Below are 22,028 nucleotides of genomic sequence, written 5' to 3' on the forward strand. Positions count from 1 at the left end.
CTGCCTCCTCAACTCTGGGCGAGGGTGCCGGTGGTCCGCACCCGGCGGAGCATCCGGCCGATCAGGTACGTGCCGGTCAGCCCCCCGGCGAGGCCCAGGACCGCGACGGCGGCGAGCGCGGTGAGCGGCTCGACCGGGTCGGCCGGGTCGAGCGCGGCCCGCAGCAGCCGGGCGCTCCAGGACAGGAACACCACGTCCGACAGCGGGCGCAGCCACTCCGGCAGGAAGGACACCGGCACCAGGACGCCGCCCAGCAGGTAGAACGGGAAGCTGAGCGCGTTCTGCAGCACGCGGGCCGAGGGGGCCAGCACGAACAGCGCGGACACGCAGCTCGCGGTGCCGGCCATGGCCGCGGCGGAGAGGAGCACCGCGACCGTGAACAGGGCCGGGTGCTCGATGCGTACGGTCAGGCCGAAGACCCCGTACGCGACCAGCCAGGCCTCGGCGAACGACAGGGCGCTGAGCAGGGTCACGGCGGCGATGCGGACGTTGACGACCAGCGGGTAGCGGGCGGGCGAGGCCGCCATCGCCTCCAGGGTGCCCTGGTCGCGCTCCTGGCTGACGAGTTCGCCGGCGCACTGGAGGGCCAGTGACCACAGCGCCATCAGGGCCGGCGCGAGGACGGCGTACCCGGCGAGGTCCGGCCGGCCGGCCTGCACCTGGATGGCGAGGAAGACCAGGGTGTAGAGGGGTGTGGTGACGAAGACGTGCGCGATGTCGGGGGTGCGCAGGGTCATCAGGAGCTGGAGGCGGAAGACCGTCCACAGCGGCAGCGGGCTCATCGCGTCACCCGCATGCCCCGGCCGCCGCCGATCAGCCGCAGGTACACCTCGGCAAGTCCCGGGCGTACGGTGCCCAGTTCGGTGACCCCGGCGCGGACCAGGACCTCCAGGACGGCGCTGACGGCGGCGCTGCCCAGGACGTCCACGCGGAGCAGCGTGCCGTCCTCGGCGAGGTCGAGGCCGACCACGTCGGGCAGCAGGCGGATCGCGTCGAGGGCCTCGCCCGGCACGTCGCGGGCCTCGATGCGCTCGTGCGCGTTGAGCCGCGCGGCGAGGGCGCCGGGCCGGTCGGTGGCGATGACCTCGCCGTGGTCCATGAGCGTGACCCGGTCGCAGACGGCCTCGGCCTCGGCCATGTCGTGGGTGGTGATGAGGATGCTGCGGCGTTCGGCGCGCAGTTCGCCGACCAGGGTGCGGAAGTCGAGGGCCGCGGCGGGGTCCATGCCGGTGGTGGGCTCGTCGAGGAGCAGCACCCGCGGGTCGCTGATCAGGCCCCGGGCCAGGTGGAGGCGCTGCTTCATGCCGCGGGAGAAGCCGTCGACGCGCTCGTCGGCGCGGTCGGCGAGCCCGACGCGGTCGAGGAGTCCGGCGATGCGGTGCCGCAGCGCGGAGCCGTACAGCCCGTAGAGGGCGCCCCACAGCTGGAGGTTCTGGCGGGCGCCGAGCCGCCCGTACAGGCCCCGGTCGCCGCCGAAGACGATCCCGACCAGGGGTTTGACGGCGCGCGGGTCGGCGGCGACGTCGTGGCCGAGGACGCGGGCGGTGCCGCCGGTGGGGGTCAGGACGGTGCTGAGGATCTTGCACAGGGTCGTCTTGCCGGCTCCGTTCGGGCCGAGCAGGCCGCGCACCTCGCCCTCCTCCACGGTGAGGTCGACCCCGCGCAGTGCGGTGACCTCCTCGCGCGGGCCGCCGCGCCGGGGGCGGTACGAGCGGGTCAGGCCGCGGACGTCGATGGCGGCGCTCACGCGTCGGTCCCCGGGCTGAGGCGGGCGAGGGCGGCCGCGTGCAGGGCGGGGTCGACCAGTTCGCCGGCGACGAGGAGGAAGGAGCCGACGGGGGTGTGGGCGAGGACGGCCTCCGCGGTTCCGTCGGGGATGGTGCCGGAGGGCGCCGCATCCAGGACCAGCCGGTCGGCGGGGGCCCGGTCGGCCCCGGTGTCCAGGAGCATCCCCCAGACCGGGAACCCGGCGTCGAGGCGGGACCGGACGCCGTCCGGCTCCGGGCGGGCCGGGACGGCCTCGCGGCGGGCGCGCTCCAGCAGGGCCAGCGGGCCGAGCGAGCCGGCCAGGGCGTCCAGCGCGGGGTGCGGGGCGTGCGCGGCCACCAGCGCGAACAGCTCCTGTGCCTCGGGAGCGAGGCGGAACGAGGCCAGGGCGTCGGCCACGGCCGCGGTGTCGTCGAGCTCGCCGGCGTCCAGGAGGGTGAGGACGTCCACGGCATCCTTCGCGTGGAACTCCCGCTGGATCCGCTCCTCCACGACGGACAGCAGGTCGGCGAGGGGCTGCGGGCCGGGCAGGAGGGCGCGCAGCGGGAGGGCTCCCAGGTCGCCGTAGAACGCGGCGGTGCTGAGCTCGACGCGCAGCTCCTGTTCCAGCAGGGGGTCGGGCGACGGCCAGGCGAGGGTGAGCAGGACGTGGAGGCGGCCCGACGCGTCCGTGACGACGGTCAGTTCGTGCGGGGTGGCCCCGTGCCCGGCGGTCAGGGTCCGAGCGGCGGCCCACAGGTCCTCCTGCGCGGGGAGGACCACGTCGAGGTCGCCGACCGGGCGCACCACGCCGGCCGGGTAACGCGCCGCGAGGGAGGGTCCCTTGACGACCCGGCCGCGCGGGGCGGCCTCGGCCACCGCCGCGCGGAAGCGGGCGTAGCGGGCCGACCGGACACGGGCGCGGGAGAGCTCGTCGGTGCTGCCGGTGCCCAGGGGGGTGCCCTCGCGGGCGGCGACGGAGATGACCAGTTGGGGCAGGGTCGCGGAGACCTCGCGGGCCGTGGCGACCAGTTCGCGCCCGTCCTCGTGGTCCGGGACGCCGAGGAGCGCGTGGAGGAGGGCCAGGTCCAGGCGGTCGCCGGGGCTCGTGGTGGTCATCGCGGGGTTCCGTTGCTGGTCGGGGACGGGGTGGGCAGGGAGGGGCGGGCGGCGGCGCTGTGCCGGGCCGTGGGGGCCGCCGGGGTGGTCGGGTGGTCCGCCGCAGCGGGGCGGTGGTCCGCCGGGGCCGTCCAGTAGGCGTGGTCGGTGTGCCAGCCGCGGGCGAGGAGGGAGGTGAGGGCCCGGGACGCGGTCTCCTCGGCCCGGTGCACGACGTGGCCGAGCAGCGGCAGGCGGAGTCCGGCCGCCCGGTCGGCCGCGGCGGCCACCAGGGCGTCGCGGCAGTCCGCCGCGCCGGGCGTCGCGGGCTCGACGAGGACGTCCCACAGCTCCGCGGAGGCGCGGTCGGTGACGGCGTCGCGGGCGCCGGTGAGCAGGACGGCGTGGCCCACGGGCCGGTCGTCCAGCAGCGCGACGAGCACGGCGAGGCCGGGTTCGGCGAGGACCGCGTCGACGGCCTCGGCCACCGCCCCGTCGGGCGCGGGGAGCTCCTGTTCGGAGGCTCCCTGACGGACGGCACGGGCCATCCAGTCCCGGACGGCGGGCAGCAGCGCGTCGTCGGCCGGGACGATGCGCAGCCCGGCGGGGCGGGGTGCCTCCGGCAGCGGGCCGGTGCGGCGGATGTAGGTCACCGACCGCCGCCAGGGCGGCGGCAGGACGGTGTCCGCGGGGGTACGGACCTGGACGCGGCAGGCTCCGGGGCCGTCCGGGACGCCGTCCGCGTCGGTGGCCGCCCGCCCGTCCGGCACGTCGGACGCGTCCGGGTCTCCGGGGGCCCGCGTCCCGCCGGCCGCGCCGGTCCCGCAGGCCGTACCGGCCGTGCCGGTCGTACCGGCCGCAGCGCCTGGACCGGTGGCCGGCCGGCGCGGATCCGGGGTGGCGGGCGCGCCGGGCGCGACCGGTGCGTCCAGGTCCGCGAGGACGGACTCCAGCGTGCCGTCGGTGAAGGCGCCGGGGTCGGCGTACTCGACCAGCACCCCGCGCACTCCGGTCAGCGGGTCGGTGCTCGCCCCCGCGACGAGCCGGTGGCCGCCGCGCCGCAGGACGAGTCCGGCGGCCTCCGCCTCGGCCCAGTAGGCGGGGGACGGTGCGTCGTCGGGCGGGGCGGGGCGGTCCGGGGCGGTGGTCATCGGGTTCCCTCCGGTCGTACGGTCACCAGCAGGCGCGCCGCCACGTCCGCCGCGGCGGTGCGGATCTGGCCGGCCGTCACGGCCCGCAGCGCCGCGGTCTCGGCGTCCAGGGACCACGGCCGGGTGCCCGCGGCGGTGCGGTCCGCCACCAGGCGGGCGTGCTCCAGCGGCTCCTCGGTGTCGAGCAGCAGGCTCATCTCGGCCTGGCGGCGCGCGGCCGCGAGGTCCTCCGGGGCGGGCCCGTCGGCGGCCAGGCCGGCCAGCAGGCCGCGTACGGTGCCGACCACCTCGTCCGCCTGCTGCGGGGAGGTGCCCACGAGCACGCGCCAGGCACCGGCCTCCCGGTAGCCGCGGTCCCAGGCCTGGAAGGCGTACGACAGCTGCCGCTCGCCGCGCAGGGCCCGGTAGAGCAGGGACGAGGGGCTGGAGCCGAGCAGCTGCGCCAGGACGGTGTACGCCGGCCGCAGGGCCGAACCCGCCTCGGGCGAGCGGGCACCCAGGCACACCCAGCAGTAGTCCGCGTCCAGCGGCCAGGCGGCGACCGCGCCCGGCCCGGGCTCCGGCGCGGGCAGCACCGGGGGCTCCGGTGCGGGGCGGGTGCCGCGCGGCAGGCCGGCCAGCACCGTGGGCAGGCGCGGGCCGACGACGACCAGGGTGCTGGGCGCGCTCACGAGGGCGGTGTGGGCGGCCCGTACGTCGGCCAGGGTGACCGCCCGCAGCTGCTCGGGGTCGCCGCCGACGGGCCGGCCGAGGGGGTGGCCGGGGAACAGGGCGCCGAGGACGGCGTCCTGGACGACGTCGGCGGGGTCGGCCGCGGCCGCGGCGAGCTCCTGGAAGACCACCTCGCGCTCGTCGTCGAGCGCGGCGGCGGTGAAGTCGGGTGCGGTGAAGGCGCGCAGCAGCAGGCCCGCGACCTCGTCGGCGTCGTCGGCGTGGACCTGTGCGTAGTAGAGCATCTGCTCCAGGCCGGTCTCCGCGTTGGTACGCCCGCCGAGCCGCTCCACGCGCTCGCTGAAGGAGGCTCCGCCCGCCATGGGCACGGACATCACGAGGTGTTCGAGCAGGTGGGCCGCGCCGCCCCGGTCGGCCGGGTCGTCGCGTGAGCCGGAGGCGACGGCCAGGCAGAGGCTGGTCGTACGGAGCCGCTCGTCGATCACGGGGATCAGGGACATCGGCGCTGTGGTGCCGAGGGGCATGGGCCACCTTCCTTGGAGGGGCGGGGCGGCCGCCGCAGCCGGGTGGCTGCGACGGCCGCTCCGGTCAGCCGGGGCCTCAGCCCTTCTTGACGACCTTGTCGAGGCGCGGACGGAGACCGACGGCGTGGTTGCGGTTCATGTGAATTCCCCTTTCGGGAGGGTGTGTTGTGTCGTCCGGGGCGATCGCTCCGGACACCGAGAACGCTAGGCGGAGCGCGATGGACGGCCGATGGACGGCGGTTCGACGGGCGCGGACCGCGGCCGTGGAGCGGTCGTCGATCGTTTGTAGAGCGGGGCCGGCGGAGCGCCTGGCAGAGTTCCCCGCGTACCCCCGCACCTGGGACGGAAGGCCCCTCATGACCCACCGATTCACGTCCACCCGCCGCTCGAAGACCGTGTCGGCGGCGGCTTCCCTCTGCGCCGCGGCGGCCCTCGCCGCCGGCGTGGGGCTCTGGACGGCCCAGGCCTCGGGGCAGACCCCGGCCCGGCCGGACACCGCGTCCGTCACGGTTGCCGGGAGCATCGTCCCGTCGTGGAACAACACCGGTTCCTCGATCCACCCGCCGGAGGCGCAGTCCTGACCGCTCCGGCGGGCGCGCGACGGCGAAGGGGGGGGGGGGGGGGGCGCCCCCCCGCGCGGCCCCCCCCCCCGCCGGGGGGGGGGGGGGGGGGGGCGCCCGGGGGGGGGGGGGGGGGGGGCGGCGCCGGGGGGGGGCCCCCCCCCCCCCCGGCCCCCCCCCCCCCGCCCTTCGCCGTGCGTTTCGCGTGTCCGTCCCCGGGATGCGGCCGGGGGCGCGGCCTCCTCCGGGCACGGCCCCCGGAGGAGTGCCACCGCGTCGGCGGGACGGCCGCGTCGGGAGGTGCGGCCGCGGGGGAGATACGGCCGCGTCAGGACGTACGGCGGCCGCGTCAGGACGTACGGCCGCCCAGCCGCTCCAGCAGGTCGGCGGCGTCCTGCCGCTCCGGCAGCCCCAGCCCCTCGAAGATGTGCAGGGCCTGCTCCAGGTACACCTGGGCGCCCTCCGCGTCGGACCGGTCCGCCAGGACCCGGCCGCACACCAGCAGGGCCTGGCCCTCGGCCCGCTCGTCGGCCCGCCGCCGCGCCAGCGCGACCGCCCGGCGGCCCATCGACTCCGCGGCCGGGAAGCGGCCGAGCAGGCGCAGCGAGTCCGCGAGCCGGTAGCGGACGTGCACCTCGCGGCCGTCGTCGCCGGCCCGGTGGCAGGCCTCCAGGGCCTCGGTCAGCTGCTCGCCGGCCTCCTCGTGGCGGCCCGCCCCGGCCAGTGCGACCCCGCGCACGTACAGCGCGTACGCCAGGGCGGCGGCGTCGTCGAGCTCGCCGATGGCCTCCAGCGCCTCCTCGGCCGCGGCGAGCGCGCGAGCCGTGTCGCCCAGACGGACGTGCGCCAGCGCGCAGTTGAGGCTGGTGGCGATCTCCCCCGAGCGGTGGCCGAGCCGGCGGGCGAGGGCGAGGGCCTCCTCGTAGTGGGCGATGGCCTCGTCGAAGTCGCCGAGGGTCACCGCGATCAGTCCGAGGTCGTTGAGGGCCTGCCGCAGGACCGGTACGTCGTCGGCCTCGCGGCAGGCCCGCACCGCCGCCCGGGCGTGCTCCTGCGCGACCGGCAGCCGACCGGCCCGCAGCGCGAAGGAGCAGCTCAGCCACTGGGCCCGGCCGAACGACCGCCGGTCGCCGCGGCGTTCGGCGGCTTCGGCGACCCGGAGCGCGGCGGGCGCCAGCTGCTCGTGCCGCAGGTCGCCCACGAAGGGGCTGAGCGCCACCAGCAGGTCGGTCGCGGCGGGCAGGAGCCGGCGGTACGGCTCCTCGTCGGCGCGGTCCGCACACGTCTGGACCGCCAGGACGGCCGCCTCGAAGTGCTCGGCGGCCCAGGCGCGGGCCGCCTGGGGGTGGGCGAAGTCGCCGCCGGCCGCGCCGAGCGAGGCCAGTGAGCCGACCACCGCGTCACCGGGCACCAGCTGGGCGAAGGCGTTGCAGGCGGTGGCGAGCAGGTGGCCGAGCAGGCTCTCCCAGGCCCGGTCGGCCTCCACCGGGTCGTGGGCGCGGGCGCGGTCACGCCCGAAGACCCGCAGGAGGTCGTGGATGCGGTACCGGCCGGGCGCCGGGGACTCCATCATGGATGCGCTGACCAGCTCCTCCAGCAGGTCCTCGGCGTCGAAGGCATCGGTCCGCAGCACGGCCGCGGCGGCCTGCGGGCCCAGGTCGGCGGCGGTGGCCACGGCGATGAGCCGGAACGCCCGGGCCTGCGCCGCGGGCAGGTGCCGGTAGCTGAGGTCGAACGCCGCCTCGACGGCCAGGTCGCCCACCTTCAGTTCGCTCACCCGGCGGGCCTCGTCGTGCAGCCGGGCCGTCAGGGCCGCGATGGGCCAGCCGGGCCGGGCCGCGAGGCGTGCGGACACGATCCGGGTGGCCAGGGGGAGCTGCCCGCACGCGTCGACGAGCGCCTGGACGTCGGAGCGTTCGGCGTCCAGGCGGCCGGGTCCGATGATGCTGCCGACCAGGGTGGCGGCGTCCTCGGGCAGCAGCCGGCCCAGTCCCAGCTGCACCGCGCCCTCCAGACTGGGCAGTTGGGCGCGGCTGGTGACGAGGACGGCGCAGCCGGGCGCACCCGGTACGAGGTGGCGCACCTGGGCGGCGTCGGCCGCGTTGTCGAGGACGATCAGGACGCGGCGGCCGTCCAGGACGGTGCGCAGCAGCCGGGCGCGGGCGTCGACGGTGTCGGGGAGGAGGTGCAGGGGGTATCCGAGTCCGTCCAGGAAGGCGCCCAGCACGATGGCGGGGTCCTCCGGGTCGGGGTCCATGCCGCGGAGGTCGGCGTAGAGCTGCCCGTCGGGGTAGTGCTCGCGCACCAGGTGCGCGACGTGCAGCACGAGCGAGGTCTTGCCGATGCCGCCCATGCCGGAGACGGCCGCGAGCGGCAGGCCCTGCCGGTCGGGGGCGGTGAGCAACGCGCGTAGCTGATCCACTTCGGCGCGGCGTCCGACGAAGTCGGGGACGGCGCGCAGGAGTTGGGCGGGGACGGTGCGGTGGTGTCCGCTGGGCGGCGGGGTCGCGCCGGCCGCGCCGGCGGACCCTCCGGGTACGGCCGCCCGGTGCGGCGCGTCGGGCGCGGGTCGGGCCGCCGGAACCGGCGCTGCCCCGCCGCCGGCCTCCGCCGCCGCCACCGGTCCGGCGGCGGGTACGGACACCGACCCGCGGCCGGCGCCCGTACCCGCTCCGGCAGCGGAATCCGCACCGACATCCGCCTCGGGCGCGGGCCCGGCACCGGAGCCGGGACCGTACGCGCGGTCCGGACCGGAACCGACGCCGGGGGCGTGACCGGGACCGGAGCCGGCGCCGAGCGCGTGGCCAGGACCGGAACCGGCGCCGGGCGCGTGGCCGGAACCGAGGCCGGACACACGGCCGGGACCGGCGCCAGGACCGGGGGCGAGACCGTACGCGGGGCCGGGACCGGCGCCAGGGCCGGGGGCGGGGACGGGGGCGGGCCCGGGGTCCGGGGCCGCCCCCGTACGCACACCGGCCGCGGACCCCGCGCCGTCCGCCCGCGCCTCCGCCCGGGGTTCGTCGTCCGCCTCCTCCAGGATCCGGTGGTGCACGGCGGTGAGTTCCCGGCCCGGCTCCATCCCCTGTTCCTCGATGAGGGTGCGGCGGACCCGCTGGAACAGCGCGAGCGCCTCGGTGCGGCGTCCCGTGGCGTACAGGGCCCGCATCAGCAGCCCGTGCAGCCGTTCGCGCCCCGGGTGCTCCGCGGCGAGCGCGGTCAGCTCGGGGACCACCCCGCGGTGCCGGCCCCGCGCCAGCTCCAGGTCGTACTTCTCCTCCAGCAGGGCCGTGCGCAGTTCGCCCCAGCGCTCGCGCTGGCGGTCGGCGAACGGTCCTGGTACCCGCGCCAGGGGCTCGCCCCGCCACAGGCCGAGCGCGGCCGCGACGTGACCGGCCGCCCCGGGCAGGTCGCCGGCCGCCCGCGCGGCCGCGGCCCGCTCGGCCAGCTCCGCCGCCTCCAGGGCGTCGACGGAGCAGCCCGGGACGTCGAGCCGGTAGCCGTCCCCCGCCGACACCAGGATCCGCGGCGTCCCCGGATCCGGCTCCAGCAGCCTGCGCAGGCGCCACGCGTACGTGCGCAGATTGGCGATGGCCCCGTCCGGCGGGTCCTCGCCCCAGACGCCGGTGACGAGGTCCCACATGGACACGCCCAGCCCCGGGCGGAGCAGGAGCTGCACGAGCACCGCCTGCTGCTGGGGCGAGCCCGGCTTGATCTCCGTGGTCCCGTCGCCGCCCCCGCGTATCCGCAGCGGCCCGAGCACGGCGAACGCCAGCTCCCCCGGTTCCCCACCGTGCGCGATGTGCCGCACGGACATCCCCCCTAGTACCCCTCGGCCGTCGGTCACGCGCGGCCGGATCAGATGGTTCACGCGGCTCGCGCGACCGGTTGGTCAGACCGGTCCGCCGTGCCGCGGGCCGATCATGCTACAGAACGGATCTTCGAGTTCCGCCCCCTCCAGGAGGCCCTCCGCGTGTCGGCCGCGCGTGGCCGGAGAGCGTACGTACCCGGGGCCCACGGCACCGGTCGAGCGGGGTCGTAAGCCGCCCGGACGGGACCGTGTCCAGGGCTTCGCGGCACGGACCGGCACCCCCGCCGCGGCCGCGGCCGCAGCCGCAGCCGGAAGCGGAGCGCACCCGCCGCAGCACGGCGCCCCCGGCGCGGCGCCCTCCCGGGGTGCGGGCCGCGCGCCCTACGATGTTCTTGTCATGATCACTTTTAAGGTGCTCGGCCCGTTCCGGGTCGAGGTAGGCGGCCGCTCGGTCGACGCGGGCGGCCGGCTCGCCCGGATGGTACTGGTCCAACTGCTGCTCGCCCGTGGGGCGGTGGTGCCGACGGAACGGATCGTCGAACGGCTGTGGCCGACGCGGGTCCCGTCGAGCGCCCAGGCCTCCCTCCACGCCTACATCGCGCGGCTGCGACGCGTCCTCGAACCGGGGCGGGCGCCGCGCACCCCGGCGCGGCTCCTGGTGAGCGCACCCTACGGCTACGCCCTCACCGTGCCGCAGGACGCCGTGGACGCCTGGGTGTTCGAGGACCGGGTGGCGGCCTCCTCGGCCGCGGAACCGCCCGGCTGGGCCGCCGTCGAGGGCCTGGCGGCGGCGCTCGCCACCTGGGGCGGGCAGCCGTACGCGGAGTTCTCGGACGAGCCGTGGACCGCCGGTGAACGCGCCCGTCTGGAGGAGGTGCACCGCGCCGCCCGCGAACGCCTCACGGCGGCGCGGCTGGGCTGCGGACAAGCCGCCCAGGCCCTCGCCGACGCGGGCGCCCTGACCCGCGAGCAGCCGTTGCACGAGGAGGGCTGGCGGCTGCTGGCCCTGGCCCTGTGGGCCCGCGACCGTCAGGGGGACGCCCTGGCCGCGCTGCGGCGGGCACGCCACCTCCTCGGCGAGGAACTCGGCGTCGAGCCCGGACCCGCCCTGCTGGAGCTGGAACAGGCCCTGCTGCACCAGCGTCTGGACGTGCTGCACCGGGCGACCGGGACCCCCGCCTCGACGGCGGCGGCCGTCGGCGGCGCGGACGTCGACTCCCCCGCGGCGGTGGTGCGCGGCCCGGCCGCGGCGACCGGGCCGGGGACTCCGACCGTGCTGGGCGCGGACCGGCTGCTGGGCCGGGAGGAGGAGCTGGCCGGGCTCGCCGCCGCGGCGGACCGGGCCCGGGGCGGCCGGGCGCAGGTGGTCGTCGTCTCGGGTGAGGCCGGCATCGGCAAGTCCAGCCTCCTGGAGGCCGTCGTCCGTCAACTGCCCGGACAGGGCTGGCTCGTCGGCTCCGGGCAGTGCCCGGAGACCGACGGTGCCCCGCCCGGACGGGCCTGGTTCGACATGCTGCCGGACCTGGCGCGCACCGCGTCGCCGGGCCCGTACGCCGATGAGCTCGGCCCGCTGCTGGCCCCCGGCACCGCGGACGACTCCACGCAGCCGGAGGGCAGCCCGGCGCGGCGCTTCCGCCTGCACCGGGCGCTGCTCGGCTGGCTCCGCGACACGGCCGTGCGGCGGCCGCTGGCGATCGTGCTCGACGACCTGCACCGGGGCGACCCGGAGAGCGTCGAGCTGTTCCTGCTCTGCGCCGAGGAACTGCGCGACGTACCGCTGCTGCTGGTGGGCTCGTACCGGACCGGCGAGGGCGATCTGACCGGGGCGCTCGCCCGGCTGGCCGCCTGCTCGCCGGTGCGGCTGGCGCTCGGCGGGCTGTCGGACGGCCATGCGGTGGAGCTGCTGCGGCGCGGCGCGGCGGGGATGAGCGACCACGCCGCGGTGGCCCTGGCGGAGCGGGCCGGGGGCAACCCCTTCCACCTGCGCGAGAGTTCGCTGCTGCTGGCCGGTGAGGGGGAGCAGCAGGCGCTGGCCCGGGTCCCGCAGGGTGTCCAGGACGTACTGCGGCGACGGCTGGCCCTGCTGGCGCCGACCGTCACGGCCGGGCTGCGGCTGGCGGCCGTCGCCGGCCGCGAGGCTCCCGTGGCCCTGCTCGTGCACGCCGCCGACAGCGACGCCGACCAGCTCCTCGACGCGCTGGACACGGGGGTGACCGCCGGTCTGCTGACCGAGCCGCGTCCGGGCACGGTCCGCTTCACCCACGCCCTCGTACGGGACGCCCTCGAAAGCGACCTCACGCGCCTGCGGCTGGCCCGGATGCATTCACGTCTGGGCCGGAGCCTGGTCGCCCTCGGCTCGGACGACGTCGCCGCCACCGCCCACCACCTGCTGCGGGCGGCCGCGGTCGTGACCGCCGACGCCGGGCCCGCGGTCCACCACGCCCGGCTCGCGTGCGAGCAGGCGGTGCGCCGCTACGCCCCGCAGAACGCCGAGGCCCTCCTGGACGCGGCCCTCGGGCTGCTCTCGGACCATCCGGCCGCCTTCGCCGGCCAGGACGTGGCGCTGCTGCGGGTCACGCTGCTCGGGCAGCTGGTGGACTGCCGGATCCGGATGGGGGCCGTGGTCCCGGCCCGCGAGGCACAGGAGCGGGCCGTGCGGGTGGCCCGGGCCGAGGGGCGGGCAGACCTGCTGGTAGCGGCCTGGACCACCTGGACCGAGCCGACGCCCTGGCGGGTGCGCCCGTACGCGGCCTCCGACCCGGAGGCGGTCGAGGAGCTCGGCGGGCTGCTGGAGGACCCGGGGCTGACCGACCGGCAGCGCTGCCTGCTCCTGGACCAGCTGTCCGACGCGCTGGACGACACCGATCCCCGCGCGGTGGCCGTGGCGCGGCAGGCCGTGGAGCTCGCCCGGGCCGTGGGCGAACCGCGACTGCGGGGCCTGACGCTCACCTCCCTGCTGCGCAAGGTCGACTGCGAGCTCGACCCCGTCCTCTACGGGGAGCTCCACCGGGAGCTCGGCGAGGTGGCCGAGGCGCAGGACAGCCCCGAGTTCTCCTGGATGAGCGCCTACACCGCCGCCCGGATCGCCGCAGCCGCCAACGACCCGGCGGAGATGGAGCGGTGTCTCGTACGGGCGGACGGGATCGCCCGCAGGTACGGGCTCCAGGGCGCGTTCGCGGTGGCCCGGCTGCGCCGGCCCATGCTGGACATGGCCCGGGGACGGTTCGAGGAGGCCGAGGAGGCCATGGCGTCGGCGGTCGAGGAGCTGCGCGCCCGGGGGGCCGTGGACCTGAGCGGGCTGGCCGCCCTGGGCGTCGGGTGCATGCGGCTCCGGCAGGACCGGCTGGCCGAGATGGTGCCCGTGCTGCTCGTGGTGTGGGAGCGGTACAAGCCGCACAACGAAGGCCTCGTGGCGCTCGCGCTGCTGGCCGACGGCCGTCCCGCGGAGGCCCGGGAGATCTTCGGACAACGCGTCCCGCTGCGGCGGGACTTCGCCTTCACCATCCTGGCCGGGCTGCGCGGCATGGCCGCCGTCGCCCTGGGCGACCGGGAGGCCGCCGCCGAGGTGTACGAGGACCTGCTGCCCCTGGAGGGGCTGGCCGGCGGCACGAGCAGCCTCAGCCTGGCGTTCCGGCCCGTCGCGCAGACCCTCGGGGAGCTGGCCGGCTTCCTGGGCCGCGGCGAGGCGGCCCGGCGCCACTTCCGCGGAGCCGCGCGGGTGGCCGCCGCGTGGGACTCACCCCACTGGGCGGACGCGGCGCGGTCCGGCCTGGCCGGACTGCCGCCGGCGCCCGCCTAGGCCGGGTCCTCCGGACCGGGCCGGATGAGCCCGGACCGGGCCGGATGAGCCCGGACCCGGCCGGATGAGCCCGGATCAGGCCGGATCGGCCTGTGGCGTCTCGTGTCCCGCGGGCGGGGAGGGCGGTGCCAGTTCGGCCAGGAACTCCGCCGCGAGGTCGAGGAACTCCTCGGGTGAGTCCGTCGTGAGCTGGAGGTCCACGAGCACCTCGTCGGTCCGGGCGGTGCACATCCGCCTGAGGTGGTCGCAGATCTGGCGTACGGTCCCGCGGTGGTGGGTCTCCGCGGGGTCGGCCCCGGCAGCGGTGACCTCGGGGTTCACCCGGAACACCCGGCGCAGGGCGGCCGGGTCCCGGCCCGCCGACTCGGCGGCCTCGACGGCGACCGACCACAGCGCCCGGAAGTAGGGCAGCGGCATCGAGGCCGCGAGCCAGCCGTCGGCGCGCCGGCCGACCCGCTCCAGGGCGTACGGGGTGAAGCCGCCCAGCAGGACCGGCGGCCTGGGCCCCTGGCGGGGTTTGGGCAGGACGGTCGACTCGGCGATCGTCCACAGGGAGCCGGTGTGCACGACCGGGTCGCGGCGCCAGACGGCGTCGAGGACGTCGAGGGTCTCCTCCAGCCGGGCCCCGCGGCCCTGCCAGGGCACCCCGACGGCCTCGTACTCCTCCCGCATCCAGCCCAGCCCGATGCCGACGTCCAGGCGCCCGTGGCTGATCAGGTCGAGGGTCGTGAGCGCCCGGGCGAGCACGAGGGGCGGCTGCCACAGGGCGTTGAGCGTGCTGCTGCCGAGCCGGACCCGCTCGGTCGCGGTGGCCGCCACGGCCAGGGCGAGCAGCGGGTCGAGGTGGGTGCCGTACCGGACGGGCATCCGCCCCCCTCCGGCGTAGCCGTCGGGCGGGTCGAGCGGGGACAGCAGCCGGTCCCCCACCCAGAGGCTGTGGCAGCCCAGGTCTTCCAGCGCCGCGCACATCCGGGCGGCGCGGTCGGGGTCGGCGAACGGGCCGAACTGGGGGACGGAGAATCCGATGCGCATCGGGTGGAGTTCCTCGATCGGTGCGGGACGGGACGGAGACGGGAGCGGGGACGGGGACGGGAGCGGGGACGGGGACGGCACGTCAGGCGGCGGCACGCCGGCCACGGACGCGGGCGGTCTCACGGCGGTACTGCCGCTGCCCGAGGAGCCTCCACAGGACCCGGGCGGGGAGGGGCAGCCGGGCGAGGAACTCCGCGCGCTCCTCGGGCGAGGCGTCCTCCAGGATGGCGCCCAGAGCGATCATCAACCGGTTGCGGGGCGTCTCGGCGAGGCCGCGCTCCCCCACCGCGTGCCACACCTCCGCGCTCACGTGGAGCGCGACCAGCGGCATCACCTCCCGCTCCTCCTCGTCGAGATGGGCGCACAGCTGCCGGTGGTGCGTGCGCAGCGCCTCGGCGAGTTCGTCGCGGTCCTCGGGCAGGGCCCGGTCCTGCCACCGGTCCATCAGCCGCTGGACCTCGGCGATCCCTTCGGTGAGGGCGTGGTGCTGCGTCTCCATCGCCAGCACCTGTTCGGCGTCGAGGTCCAGGTGGGGCAGCAGCGCCGGCCACAGCATCTCGTCCTCACCGGTGTGGTGGGTGTGCAGGCCGACGGAGTAGAGCCGCCAGTGTTCGGCGAGGATCCGGGAGCGGGCGGTGTCGGCGGGGCGGACGTCCTGGACGAGTTCGGCCAGCAGGCGCGACTCGCGGCGGAACACCCGGTGGATCATCGCCATCTCGCGGGTGTAGGGATGGACGGTGGTGTCGGAAGGGTGGCTCGCGTTCATGACTCCCAGTCTTCGGGGCCCGGTTGCACGCCACTTGCAGCCGACTTGCCACACCTCTCCCCCGGCCCGGCCGGCCTGCGTCCGCGCCGGCCGGCGCGTGCTCAGGCCGTGTCCTGCGTCCGCCCGGCCCCGGGCCGCGCCGGAATGCCGGGAGACGCCCGAAACGCCCCCTGGCCTGCGAAAACGAGGGTGCGGATGGCGGAGGTGCGTGATAGTCACTATCCCCACGGGGGGGCGGACCGACGGCTTTCCCCGTGCACACAGAACAAGGGGTGGGGACATGGCGTTGCTCCGCGACATGGGGCGCACGCTGGGAAGGCTGACGGGACGCCCCGTCGCCTCCCTGGACGAGGATTCCGGCGACCCGGAACTGCCGCGCATCCGCGCCGCGGCAGCGGCGGCGGACTGGGCGACGGTCCGCGCGGTGCTCGGCGCGAGCACCGAGGACGGCAACCGCGCGGCCCTGCTCTGGGCGGTCGCGGACACCGCCGGCGTCGAGCGGTGGATCGCCGGGGCGATCGCGGCGGAGCCGGGCGCGGCCCTGCCCCGCCTGGTCGGCGGGTTCCGGCAGATCTCCTGGGCCTGGGAGGCCCGTACCTCGGCTCTCGCCCAGCACGTCTCGCGCGAGCAGTTCCGGACGTTCCACGAACGCCTGCGGACCGGTGAGCAGTGGCTGTACGAGGCCGCGGAGCTGGAACCGGCCCGGCCGGACCCCTGGTACGGCCTCCAGACCACCGGCCGCGGCCTCCAGGTCGGCCAGGAGATCGCCCGCCGCCGCTTCGAGGCGACCGTGCGGCGCTCCCCGCATCACGTGGGCGCCCACAACCAGCAGCTCCAGCAGGTCTGCGAGAAGTGGGGCGGCTCCCACGAGGAGATGCACGCCTTCGCCCGCGCGTCCGTGTTCGGCGCACCGGCCGGCACCCGGCTCGGCGGGCTCGTCCCGGACGCGCACATCGAGCAGTGGCTGCGGCTGGACTCCGGTGACGACGCCGCGTACATGCGCCGCCCGGCCGTGCGGGAGTCCCTGCACGCCGCGGCCGACCACTCCTACCGCCACCCGGACTGCGTGCGCGGCCGGTCCTGGATCGGCATGCTGAACGCCTTCGCGATGGCGTTCTCGCTGGCCGGGGACCGGGATGCCGCCCGCGAGTGCTTCGAGGCGACGGAGGGCCGCGTCACGAAGTCGCCGTGGAACTACCTGAGCAACGACCCCGTCGCCGCCTACCGCAAGCACCGGTCGGCCGCCGGCCGCTGAGGCCCGGCCCCGACCCTCGCACCCATCCCACGCCGAAGGACCAGCGCCGGCATGTCACACCAGAACCCCGAGACCACGCACACCTTCCAGGTCGACCTGCGCGGGCTCGTCGACCTGCTCTCCCACCACCTGTACTCCAGCCCCCGCGTCTACCTGCGCGAGCTGCTGCAGAACGCCGTCGACGCGATCACCGCCCGCCAGGCCGTCCAGCCCGGCGCACCCGGCTCGATCACGGTCCGCACCGGCGAGACCCTGACCGTCACGGACACCGGCATCGGCCTGACCGAGGCCGACGTGCACCGGTTCCTCGCCACCATCGGCCGCAGCTCCAAGCGGACCGCGGACGGCGCGCTCGACGGCGCCGGACTGGACGCCGCCCGCGGCGACTTCATCGGCCAGTTCGGCATCGGCCTGCTCGCCTGCTTCGTCGTCGCCGACGAGATCACCGTGCTCAGCCGGTCCGCCACCGACCCGGCCGCGCCCGCCGTCGAATGGCGCGGACACTCCGACGGCCGCTACGGCATCCGCACGCTGCCCGCCTCCGCGGTGCCCGAGCCCGGCACCACCGTCCGGCTCACCCCGCGGGCCGACAACGCCGAGTGGACCGCACCCGACCGCGTCACCGAGCTGGCCCGGCACTACGGCGGCCTGCTCCGCCACCCGGTCACCGTCGTCGGCCCGCGCGGCGACGGCGAACTCGTGACCGCCGCGCCGCCGTGGGAGCTGGAGCACCGCTCGCCGCTGGCCCGCCGCGAGGCGCTCACCGCGTACTGCCGGGACCTGTTCGGCTTCACCCCGCTGGGCACCATCGAGCTCGACCTGCCGGCCGCCGGGCTGCGCGGTGTCGCGTACGTGCTGCCGACGGCGGTCAGCCCCGCCCAGCGCGCCGGCCACCGGGTCCACCTCAAGGGCATGCTGCTCACCGACCGTGCGCCCGAACTGCTCCCGGACTGGGCGTTCTTCGTCCGCTGCGTGGTCGACACCACCAGCCTGCGCCCCACCGCCTCCCGCGAGGCGCTGTACGAGGACGGCACGCTGGCCGCCGTACGCGACGCGCTGGGCGACCGGATCCGGGACTGGCTGACGGGGCTGGCGGCCAGTGACCCCGCGCTGCTGCACCGGTTCATCGGCATCCACCACCTGGCCGTCAAGGCCCTCGCCCGGTACGACGACGAGCTGCTGCGGATCGTGCTGCCGTGGCTGCCGTTCGAGACCACGGACGGCAACGTCACTCTGGAGGAGTTCGTCCGCACGCACCGCACGGTGCTGGTCACCCGCAGCGTCGAGGAGTTCCGCCAGGTCGCCCCCATCGCGTCGGCCGCCGGGCTGGGCGTCGTCAACGGCGGGTACACCTACGACCGCGACCTCGTGCACCGGCTGCCCGAGGTCCGCCCCGGCACCACCGTCACCGACCTCGACCCGGCGACGGTCACCGCGCACCTGGACGCCGTCGACCCGACCGCGGAACTGCGCGCGGCCGCGTTCCTCGCCGTCGCCCGGGAGACCATCGGCGCGTACGACTGCGACGTCGTGCTGCGGGACTTCCAGCCCGTCACCGCTCCGGCGCTGCTGCTGGACAACCGCGAGGCCCGCCACGAGCGCACCCGCGCCGGGCTGGCCTCCGATGCCGACGGCGACGGCCTGTGGGCCGACATCCTCGGCTCGCTGCGCCGGGAGACCGCGCCGGCCCAGCTCGTCCTCAACCACCTCAACCCGCTGGTCCGCCAGGCGCTGACGGTCACCGAGCGCGGGCTGGCGGTCACCACCGCCGAAGCGCTGTACGGGCAGGCCCTGCTGCTCAGCCGCCGGCCGCTGCGGGCGAGCGAGAGCGCGCTGCTCAACCGGGCCTTCATGGGCCTGCTCACCCACGCCATGCACCACAACGGGACGCCAGGGAGCAGCAGTTCGGGCTCCGACCGCACCGGCCCCGGCTCCGAGCCCCGGAAGGAACTGTAGACATGCTGGACACCCCCGAGGCCGTGTTCGAGGCACTCCGCGAGAACAACGGGCGGCCGCACGGCCTGCCGCGCACCGTCACCGCGGAGGAGCTCGCGGAGGCTGCCGAGCCGTTCGAACAGCCGGACGTGCTGGTGACCGCCCTGCTGGAGCTGATGTCGGCGTACGAGTTCACCGGCGAGCACCGCAAGGCGCCGGTCGTCTTCGCCCGGCTGCTCAAGCTCTGGGAGGACTCCCCCGGCGCGTTCAGCGAGTGGGAGGCGCACCAGGTCTTCTGGCGCTTCAAGTGGGTCACCACCTCCCTGCTCCAGGTCCCCGAGGTGCCGCTGGCCACCGTCAACGGCTGGATCGACCGGATGGCGGACCGCTACCGCGCGGCGGGGCACGCCCTCCAGCCGGTCGCCGCGATGCGCCACCACGTCGCCGCCCACATCGGCGCCGGCACCGAGCACACCTACGACCTGTGGGCCACCCGGCCGCGCACCGACCTCAGCGACTGCGAGGCCTGCGAGGTACGGCAGTTCGCCTGGCACCACGTGACCGCCGGCGACGACGCCGCGGCGCTCGACACCTGGCGGCCCGTCCTCGACGGGGACTCGTCGTGCAGCGAGGAGCCGCAGATGAGCCAGGCCCGCGCGCTGCTGCCGCTGCTGCGCACCGGCGCGACGGACGAGGCCCGTTCGCACCACCTCACCGGCTACCGCCGGGTCCGGGGCGACACGGGCATGCTCCACGAGGTCGGGCTGCACCTGGAGTTCTGCGCGCTGTCCCGCAACGAGGGCCGCGGCCTGGAGATCCTGGCCGAGAACCGGCCGCTGTTCGAGGCGACCGGCGCCCCGCTCGACCGGCTGGGCTTCCTCACCGGCGTGGAGCTGCTGCTGGCGCGGATCGTCGCGGACGGGCACGCGGAGGCGGCCGTCGCCGGCCCGCTCGGCCGCGGCTGGACCGCGGCGGAACTCCTGGCCCACGTACGGGCCGAGGCCGAGCCCCTCGCCGCGTCCTTCGACGCCCGCAACGGCACCACCGCCGTCGGGGACCGCCGCCGGGCCCGGCTGGCGCAGCGGCCGCTGCTCGCCGAGCCGCTGCCGCTGGGCCTGCAGAGCACGCTGCTGCGCTCGCCCGGGGCGGCCCGGCCGGGGGCGGCCGCGCCGACGGCACCGCCGCCGGCGGCGGTGACCGTGCCGGAGGACTTCGTGGAGCTGGTGCGCGAGGCGCGCCGGCTGGCCGAGGCCCGGCACCCCGGCGACTCCCGGCTGTGGAAGCGCATCGCCGAGCGCCTGGAGGACGGCACGGCCGCCCACGACGACCGGCTCGGCCCGGCCGAACTCCTCCGGGCCGAAGTGGCGGAGGAGAAGGCGTACCTGCTCGCCCGGGAAGACGGCCGGCACGCCGAGACCCTCGCGGAACTGGACCTGGCGGCCGAGCTGTACGACGGCCTGGGCCGGCGGTGGGACGCCCTGTGCGCACGGACCCGCGGGCTGGCCCTGACGGCCGACGGCTCCGCGGGCGGGCAGGGCGACGGCGAGGAGGCGGAGGGCGGCACCCCCGACGCGACCGAGGTCCGGGCCCTGACCGAGAAGTCCCTGGGCCTCGCCGCCCGGCTCCTGGAGGAGGCCCCGCCGACCGAGGGAGCGACCGCGCAGGAGGCGGCCGCCACGGGTGCCGAAACGCAGGCGGACCGGGTCTCCGGCTACCTCGGCGTGCTGCACTCGTGCGCCTACGCCGTCTTCCACGCCGTGTACCGGCAGTGGCCGGAGTCCGAGCCGGATCGGGACGCCCTGATCGCGTGGTTCGACGAGGTCAACGGCCGGCTCCGGGCCGAGGCGGAGCGCTTCGGCGTGCCCCACCAGGAGGCCAACGCCCGGCAGTTCGACTCCGAGGTGGCCGCGGCCCGGGGCGACCTCGCCCGCGCCGAGGCCGAGCTCCGGGCGGTCGTCGCGGACGTCACCGCCGCCGGGATGCCCTGGCGCACCCCGCGCCCACGCGCCCGGCTGGCGCAGCTCCTGCTGTCCAGGGGCGAGTACGCGGAGGCCTCGGACCTGCTCCACCAGGCGCTGTCGGAGGCCGTCCAGCACGACGACACGGACTTCCCCGTCGCGTCGACGTACACGCTGCTGGGCCACGCCGCGTCCCATCTGGGCGACCTCAACGGAGCGGTCCGGCACTTCGCGGAGGCCGCCGCCCGGCACGACCGGGAGGGCGCCTTCGCCGAGGCCACCGACGTGCGCCTGCAACTGGCCGAGGCGCTGGCGGGCGGCGGGCGGCAGGCCGACGCGGTCGCCGTCCTGGAGTCCGTCCTCTCCGCCGACGAAGCCGGCCTTCCGGAACACGAGCGGATGACGGCCCAGGTGCGGCTGGTGCTCGCCCGCGGGCTGCGCGCGCTGGACGAACACCTGCCCGCCGCCGAGGAGTTCCTGCGCCTCGCGGACGTCGTCGCGGCCTGGAAGGAGGACGACGGCACGACCCGGACCCTGGTCGCCTCCGAGGCCGCCGTGGCCCTTGCCGCGGCGGACCGATGGGACGCCGCCGGGACGGCGTACGAGCGTGCGGTCGCCTCCCACGCGGACGCGCCGCACCCGGCCCACATCACCGAGATGATGACGGAGTTCGCCCGCCTGACGATGGCCGCCCGCGGCACGGACGGACTGGACGCCGCCCTGGACCACCTCGGCCAGGCCGACGCGGTGATCGCCGCCGTGCCGGAGGACGTGCCGTTCGTCCACTGGTACGAGACCGGGGCCGTGGCGTACCGCCGCGCCCAGGTGCTGGCGGCCGCGGAACGCTTCCCCGAGGCGCTGGTCGCGGCGGAGGCCGCCATCGCTTCGTACGAGGAGGGTGGCGAGCAGGGTGAGCGGCCGCGGGCCGAGGCGGTGCGCGTGGCCGCGCTCGTCGAGGGCAACGGCCTCGGCCGGTACGACGACGCCATGACCCGCCTGGCCGCGGCGGCCGCCCGCTGCCGGGCCGCCGGTCACGGGGACGCCTCCCGCATCCTGGAATCCCTGCGGGAGAGCTACCGGGTCAACCGGCCGTCGAGCTGACGGCCCTCCCGACCCCCGCGCCGTGGCCGGTACGCGCCACGCCCGGCGCGGGGGCGGCGGGAGTTCACCTCGCGGGCTCGGCGTACCGTTCGCCGTTCCGTCGCCGGGCACGGCCGGGCCCTGGCTCGCGCACCATGAACACGTCCACCGGATCTTCGGTCTCGCAGGTGAACCCGTGCCGCTCGTACAGCCGCCGGGCGCGACTTCCCCGGAGTACGTTCAGCCGGATCCGGACGCCCTCGCGGTCGCACCGCTCCAGCAGCTGCCGCAGCACGGCCGTGCCGATGCCGCTGCCCTGCACGGGGGGAGCCAGGTAGAAGTGCTCCAGCCAGTGGGAGTCCTCGGCGGGCCGCAGCGACACGCTGCCGGCGAACAGACCGCCTGCCTCGATCACCCAGGTGTGGGCCGGATCGAAGCCGTCCCGCAGCCGCTGCCGCACCCGCTGCCCGTCGTACCGGCCGAGCCGCTCCAGGTCCGCCCGCAGCACGACGGACCGCAGCTCGGCCACCGCCTCGACGTCCGCCGCCGAAGCCTGCCGCATCTCCCAGTCCCCCATGATCGCCAGACTACCTCCGGGGCGGGGGTACGGGAGGGGGCCGGGGGGCCGTCGGGGGCCGCACCGC

At 76.8% G+C, this 22,028-nt stretch carries 14 protein-coding genes; 5 read left to right on the forward strand and 9 right to left on the reverse strand.

The genetic code is table 11. The features are described 5' to 3' along the window. Window positions 1–8: 8 nt before the first annotated feature. Genes ACIQUR_RS31585 through ACIQUR_RS31605 form a run of 5 tightly spaced genes read right to left on the reverse strand, consistent with a single transcriptional unit; the run spans window position 9 to window position 5,191 of the window. Window positions 9–782 (reverse strand): ABC transporter permease, encoded by a 774-nt coding sequence (locus ACIQUR_RS31585; protein ID WP_403671757.1) that lies wholly within the window; start codon window positions 780–782, stop codon window positions 9–11. Beyond that, window positions 779–1,747, reverse strand: a complete 969-nt coding sequence (locus ACIQUR_RS31590; RefSeq protein ID WP_403671760.1) for an ABC transporter ATP-binding protein — start codon at window positions 1,745–1,747, stop codon at window positions 779–781. Before ACIQUR_RS31590 ends, ACIQUR_RS31585 begins: the two co-directional genes overlap by 4 nt. Next, window positions 1,744–2,865 carry a hypothetical protein gene (locus ACIQUR_RS31595; protein WP_403671763.1) on the reverse strand — a complete coding sequence of 374 codons (1,122 nt, stop codon included), beginning with the start codon at window positions 2,863–2,865 and terminating at the stop codon, window positions 1,744–1,746. Before ACIQUR_RS31595 ends, ACIQUR_RS31590 begins: the two co-directional genes overlap by 4 nt. Then, window positions 2,862–3,995 (reverse strand): hypothetical protein, encoded by a 1,134-nt coding sequence (locus ACIQUR_RS31600; protein WP_403671766.1) that lies wholly within the window; start codon window positions 3,993–3,995, stop codon window positions 2,862–2,864. Before ACIQUR_RS31600 ends, ACIQUR_RS31595 begins: the two co-directional genes overlap by 4 nt. Then, window positions 3,992–5,191: a M16 family metallopeptidase gene (locus ACIQUR_RS31605; protein ID WP_403671769.1), complete on the reverse strand. Its 1,200-nt coding sequence runs from the start codon at window positions 5,189–5,191 to the stop codon at window positions 3,992–3,994. Before ACIQUR_RS31605 ends, ACIQUR_RS31600 begins: the two co-directional genes overlap by 4 nt. A 356-nt stretch (window positions 5,192–5,547) precedes the next feature. Here ACIQUR_RS31605 and ACIQUR_RS31610 point away from each other — a divergent pair, with 356 nt between their 5' ends. Beyond that, window positions 5,548–5,772: a hypothetical protein gene (locus ACIQUR_RS31610; protein ID WP_403671772.1), complete on the forward strand. Its 225-nt coding sequence runs from the start codon at window positions 5,548–5,550 to the stop codon at window positions 5,770–5,772. 328 nt (window positions 5,773–6,100) lie between these two features. Here the strand turns inward: ACIQUR_RS31610 and ACIQUR_RS31615 are convergent, their stop codons facing one another. Then, window positions 6,101–9,565, reverse strand: coding sequence for a BTAD domain-containing putative transcriptional regulator (locus ACIQUR_RS31615; RefSeq protein WP_403671775.1), 3,465 nt, complete (start codon window positions 9,563–9,565; stop codon window positions 6,101–6,103). A 391-nt stretch (window positions 9,566–9,956) separates the two neighbouring features. On the opposite strand from ACIQUR_RS31615, the gene ACIQUR_RS31620 reads away from it, so the two are divergent. Beyond that, window positions 9,957–13,358, forward strand: coding sequence for a BTAD domain-containing putative transcriptional regulator (locus ACIQUR_RS31620; RefSeq protein ID WP_403671778.1), 3,402 nt, complete (start codon window positions 9,957–9,959; stop codon window positions 13,356–13,358). A 75-nt stretch (window positions 13,359–13,433) separates the two neighbouring features. On the opposite strand, the gene ACIQUR_RS31625 is transcribed toward ACIQUR_RS31620, so the two are convergent. Further along, complete coding sequence (locus tag ACIQUR_RS31625) at window positions 13,434–14,390, reverse strand: TIGR03619 family F420-dependent LLM class oxidoreductase (RefSeq protein ID WP_403671781.1); 957 nt, start codon at window positions 14,388–14,390, stop codon at window positions 13,434–13,436. 82 nt (window positions 14,391–14,472) lie between these two features. Further along, window positions 14,473–15,156, reverse strand: coding sequence for a hemerythrin domain-containing protein (locus ACIQUR_RS31630; RefSeq protein WP_403671784.1), 684 nt, complete (start codon window positions 15,154–15,156; stop codon window positions 14,473–14,475). 280 nt (window positions 15,157–15,436) lie between these two features. Here ACIQUR_RS31630 and ACIQUR_RS31635 point away from each other — a divergent pair, with 280 nt between their 5' ends. From ACIQUR_RS31635 to ACIQUR_RS31645, 3 genes are read left to right on the forward strand one after another with little or no spacing between them, the layout of a single operon-like run. After that, window positions 15,437–16,411 carry a hypothetical protein gene (locus ACIQUR_RS31635; protein WP_403671787.1) on the forward strand — a complete coding sequence of 325 codons (975 nt, stop codon included), beginning with the start codon at window positions 15,437–15,439 and terminating at the stop codon, window positions 16,409–16,411. Between the two features lie 51 nt (window positions 16,412–16,462). Continuing rightward, window positions 16,463–18,367: an HSP90 family protein gene (locus ACIQUR_RS31640; protein WP_403671790.1), complete on the forward strand. Its 1,905-nt coding sequence runs from the start codon at window positions 16,463–16,465 to the stop codon at window positions 18,365–18,367. Between the two features lie 2 nt (window positions 18,368–18,369). Next, window positions 18,370–21,405, forward strand: coding sequence for a hypothetical protein (locus tag ACIQUR_RS31645; RefSeq protein ID WP_403671793.1), 3,036 nt, complete (start codon window positions 18,370–18,372; stop codon window positions 21,403–21,405). Window positions 21,406–21,469: 64 nt separating this feature from the next. Here ACIQUR_RS31645 and ACIQUR_RS31650 read toward each other — a convergent pair whose 3' ends face one another. Continuing rightward, window positions 21,470–21,961: a GNAT family N-acetyltransferase gene (locus ACIQUR_RS31650; protein WP_403671796.1), complete on the reverse strand. Its 492-nt coding sequence runs from the start codon at window positions 21,959–21,961 to the stop codon at window positions 21,470–21,472. Between the last annotated feature and the right edge of the window lie 67 nt (window positions 21,962–22,028).

The sequence above is a fragment of the Streptomyces sp. NPDC101132 genome (assembly GCF_044759225.1).
GTDB lineage: Bacteria > Actinomycetota > Actinomycetes > Streptomycetales > Streptomycetaceae > Streptomyces.